Below are 3526 nucleotides of genomic sequence, written 5' to 3'. Positions count from 1 at the left end.
CATTAAACGCATCAAATCAACATGATGGTCCAACCGCGCACAGGTCTCATCAGTCGGGCACGGTGATCGAGGTCGGCTTCGACCGACGCACCGACAGCGCCTTCATGCTCTACGCCAACCGCGACTGGACCCAGGTCCAGGCGGGCGCCCGTTACGACATCGCCCTCACCTTCGACGGCCGCAAGCGCTGGAAGGGAACCGCCATCGGCGTCCGCGCCGGCACACTCCCCGGTCTGGCGCTGGAGAAGATCAAGTCCGAATTCGTCCTCGACTTCGCCAACTACTCGTCGGTCCGCCTCGACCTGCGCGGCCGCCGGCTCGACGGCTTCAACCTCTCCGGCACCCGCGCCGCCGTTTCCGCCACCCTGGACTGCACGAAGGACCTGCGCGACGGCCGTCTGGTGATCGACGAGGCGAAGCCGGAGAACGAGGAGAAGCCCGAGCCGCAGCGCGCCCCGGCCGTCGCCGTCGCCAAGCCCGAGCCGGCGAAACCGGAGCCCGAGAAGCGCCCGTCGCTCTCCACCGGCACCGGCTTCTTCGTCTCCGAAGCCGGCCATCTCGTCACCAACGCCCATGTCGTCGAGAACTGCGCCGAGACCCGGATCAAGCTGCCGAGCGGCGACACCGTCGCCGCCACCGTCAAGGCGCGCTCGCCGCAGAACGACCTCGCGGTCCTTCAGGCCGCGGTGAAGCCCGCCAGCGTCGCTCGCCTGCGTGGTGGCCGGGCCGCCCGGCTCGGTGATTCGATCGTGCTGTTCGGCTATCCGCTGGTCGGCGAGCTGACCGTCACCGGCAATCTCACCACCGGCCTGATCTCCGCTCTCGCCGGCCCGCGCGAAGACGTCACCCGGATGCAGATCTCCGCCCCCGTCCAATCCGGCAACTCCGGCGGCGCGGTGGTCGACCAGTCGGGCCGAGTGGTCGGCGTCGTCGTCGCCAAGACCGACATCAAGTCGCGCGTCGCCGGCGGCGTCGAGGTGCTGCAGAACGTCAACTTCGCCATCAAGTCGAGCGTCCTGGCACTGTTCCTCGACGCCAACGAGATCCCCTACGCCCAGGAAGCCACCACCGCCGACAAATCGGTCGCCGACGTCGCCGAGATCGCCAAGGACTTCTCCGGCCTGGTCATCTGCCGCAGCCGCTGATCCGATCGCCGCTCCCACCCGCGGTTCCGCACGGGCGCACGTCGCCCATGTACCCGCGCATACGCGATTGCACAGGTGCGCGCGTCGACGGCAGCGGAACCAGCTGCGCTCGAGGTCTTCATCCCGACGACGCGAGGGCGAGCACCTCCGCAACCCCGACCAGCTTCGACGCCCGCCCTGGCGCCGGGCCGACCCTCGATCGACGATCGACCTGGACCACTCGATGGGCGCCCGTCACGACCGACCGGGCCCATGATTCAGTCGACGACACCGAGGGCGCGCAGTTGTGGGAGACGGTCGGCGAGGAAGCGGTCGGCGAGCTGCCGGAGTTCGCCGAGGCGATCCGCCTCACCTCCCGCTCCGTCCCCGTCCGACCCGATGTCCCAACCCAGCATCGACAGGCATTCCCGCGCATGCTCGGCCCAATCGGCGGAGGTGCGCGAACCCGCGAGGTAGGCGTCGACGAACAACCGCTCGATCAGGTCGCAGGCGATCCCGCCGCCGGTGATCGGGCTCGCCAGAGCCGAAATCTCCGAGCCGTCGCGGGCGCGGCGGGCGATCTCGGCGTTCAACCGAGCGGTCCGCGGCCGCGCCGTCTGCGTCGCCTCGTCGCTCTGCACCAGAGCGACATCGCCCATCGCGACGAGAACGCTGATCGCCTCGAAGATCTGCCCGAGCGTCGTGCCCGGCGCGGCGGCGGTGTCGAAGACGTCGCCGATCCGGTGGGCCACGAGATCGCCGAGCCCGGCGACGAGAGCGAGATAGGTCTCCTTGCGAAGAACGCCCTTGCCCTGAGCGCCGGAGAACTTGTCGAAGACCTCGCGGGCCGGCCGCGTGAGGATCACGCGTCGATCGCGGATCCCCTCGACCAACCGCGAGGTCGGCAGGACGCGCGGTCCCCGGACGAAGAGATCGTGGCGGAACCGGCGGCCGATCATGACGTCGCGGGTCGCCTCCCGCAGGATCGGGTCGTCGATCCGCCCGAGAAAGTCGGCCTGTTCGGGTGTCGTGCCGATCGCCGCGACGGTGTCGAGCAGGTCGGCCGATCCCGCGTAGGTCAGCTTCGCCGCCGCCAGATCGCGAACCACGTCGGGGAAGTCGAAGGCCGCCCATTCGTCGTGCAGGAGTTCGTGCGCCAGATAGCGGCGGTCCATCGATCGGAAATGCGCGACGCTTTCCGCGAAGGTCATGGAGGATGCGCCCGATGCCGGAATGGTCGGGGCGAGCCGCTCCAGGTAGTCGAGCGCCGCATCGATCCGCTCGCCCGGTGGCGTCGCCGCCGGCGTGTGCCGTTCGACGAACTGCTTCAGGAGATTGCGCAGGTGCTGGTGTTGCGACCAACCGGCGCGAACGTTGTAACTGATGTAGACGACGCCGCCGCTGACGAGACGCCGCCGCAGGAATGCCACGATGGTGCGGCGATCCTCGGCCGAGACCCAACTCCACACCCCGTGCAACGCGACGTAGTCGAACATCGGCAGGTCGTCGCGAGCCGCGAACTCGGCGAAACTGTCCTCGCCCAGCGTGATCGGCGCGCCACCGGCCCGGGCGAGGTCGCGTGCCCCTGCGGTATGGCCCGGCATGAAATCGCAGCCCCACCACGCGGCATCGCCGGCCGTCCCGTGGAGCACCACGCCGACACCCTGCCCATAACCCAGTTCGCAGGCGGTGCGGATCTCCGGCGCCGCAAGGCCGGCCCGCCACAGTGCCCATCCGACCCGCGAGGGGTCCATCTCCGGATGATGGTCGAAGACGTACTCGAGCCCGACATCGTAGCCGCCACTCCAGTTTTCGATCGGCATGCGAGAGGTCCCCTGGCGGTGGCCGGCCCCGTGAATCGCGGCGCGGAGAAGGACGATAGGAAGTCGCTCGCCGGCCGGCCATCGAGAAGTCGGGCCCCGGAGGGAACGAATGCGTGATCATCGTCGGTGGTTCTCGTGAGCCGCCGACATGGCCGCTCCCGGACCGCGCGACAACATCGAGAGATCTCTCTTCTGCGACAAAGATACGGCATGGTGAAGTTGTAGAAGTTCGGAACGATCCGATCATCCATCGACAGTACCGGATCGGGTATTGTCGTCGGGAAACTGGCGGTGTCATCGAAGCGTGAGTCGGCTCGACACCGACCGGAACGATCGACAATGTACACGGCAGGCGGACGATGTCGTGGAGTCGCATCTCTCCTCGAGCGCCTACCGACTTCTTGTTCGCGTCCCCCGAGGTGGTGTAGCTGGCGGTTGGCCGGCGGGGGGGCGCCGATATGGGCGGCGTCCTTAGGCCGCCACGTTCGGCCGGCCGCAGACGTTCGGATCATCGCCGATGAGCAATTATGAGACCTGTGCGCGGTTGGACCATCATGTTGATTTGATGCGTTTAATGTG

Annotated in this window: 2 protein-coding genes; one reads left to right on the top strand and one right to left on the bottom strand. The window is 68.1% G+C overall.

Going from position 1 to position 3526, the window contains the following annotated elements:
- The coding region (locus tag V7Q42_RS21330; RefSeq protein WP_333826285.1) for a S1C family serine protease at positions 1–1145 on the top strand (1145 nt) is incomplete at its 5' end.
- Positions 1146–1402: 257 nt separating this feature from the next.
- Here the strand turns inward: V7Q42_RS21330 and V7Q42_RS21325 are convergent.
- Positions 1403–2947: a class I SAM-dependent methyltransferase gene (locus V7Q42_RS21325; RefSeq protein WP_333826284.1), complete on the bottom strand. Its 1545-nt coding sequence runs from the start codon at positions 2945–2947 to the stop codon at positions 1403–1405.
- Positions 2948–3526: the final 579 nt, after the last annotated feature.

This window comes from Pinisolibacter sp. (genome assembly GCF_036782435.1).
Classification (GTDB): Bacteria; Pseudomonadota; Alphaproteobacteria; order Rhizobiales; family Ancalomicrobiaceae; genus CALBKH01.
This window is presented reverse-complemented; position numbering and strand designations above follow the sequence as displayed.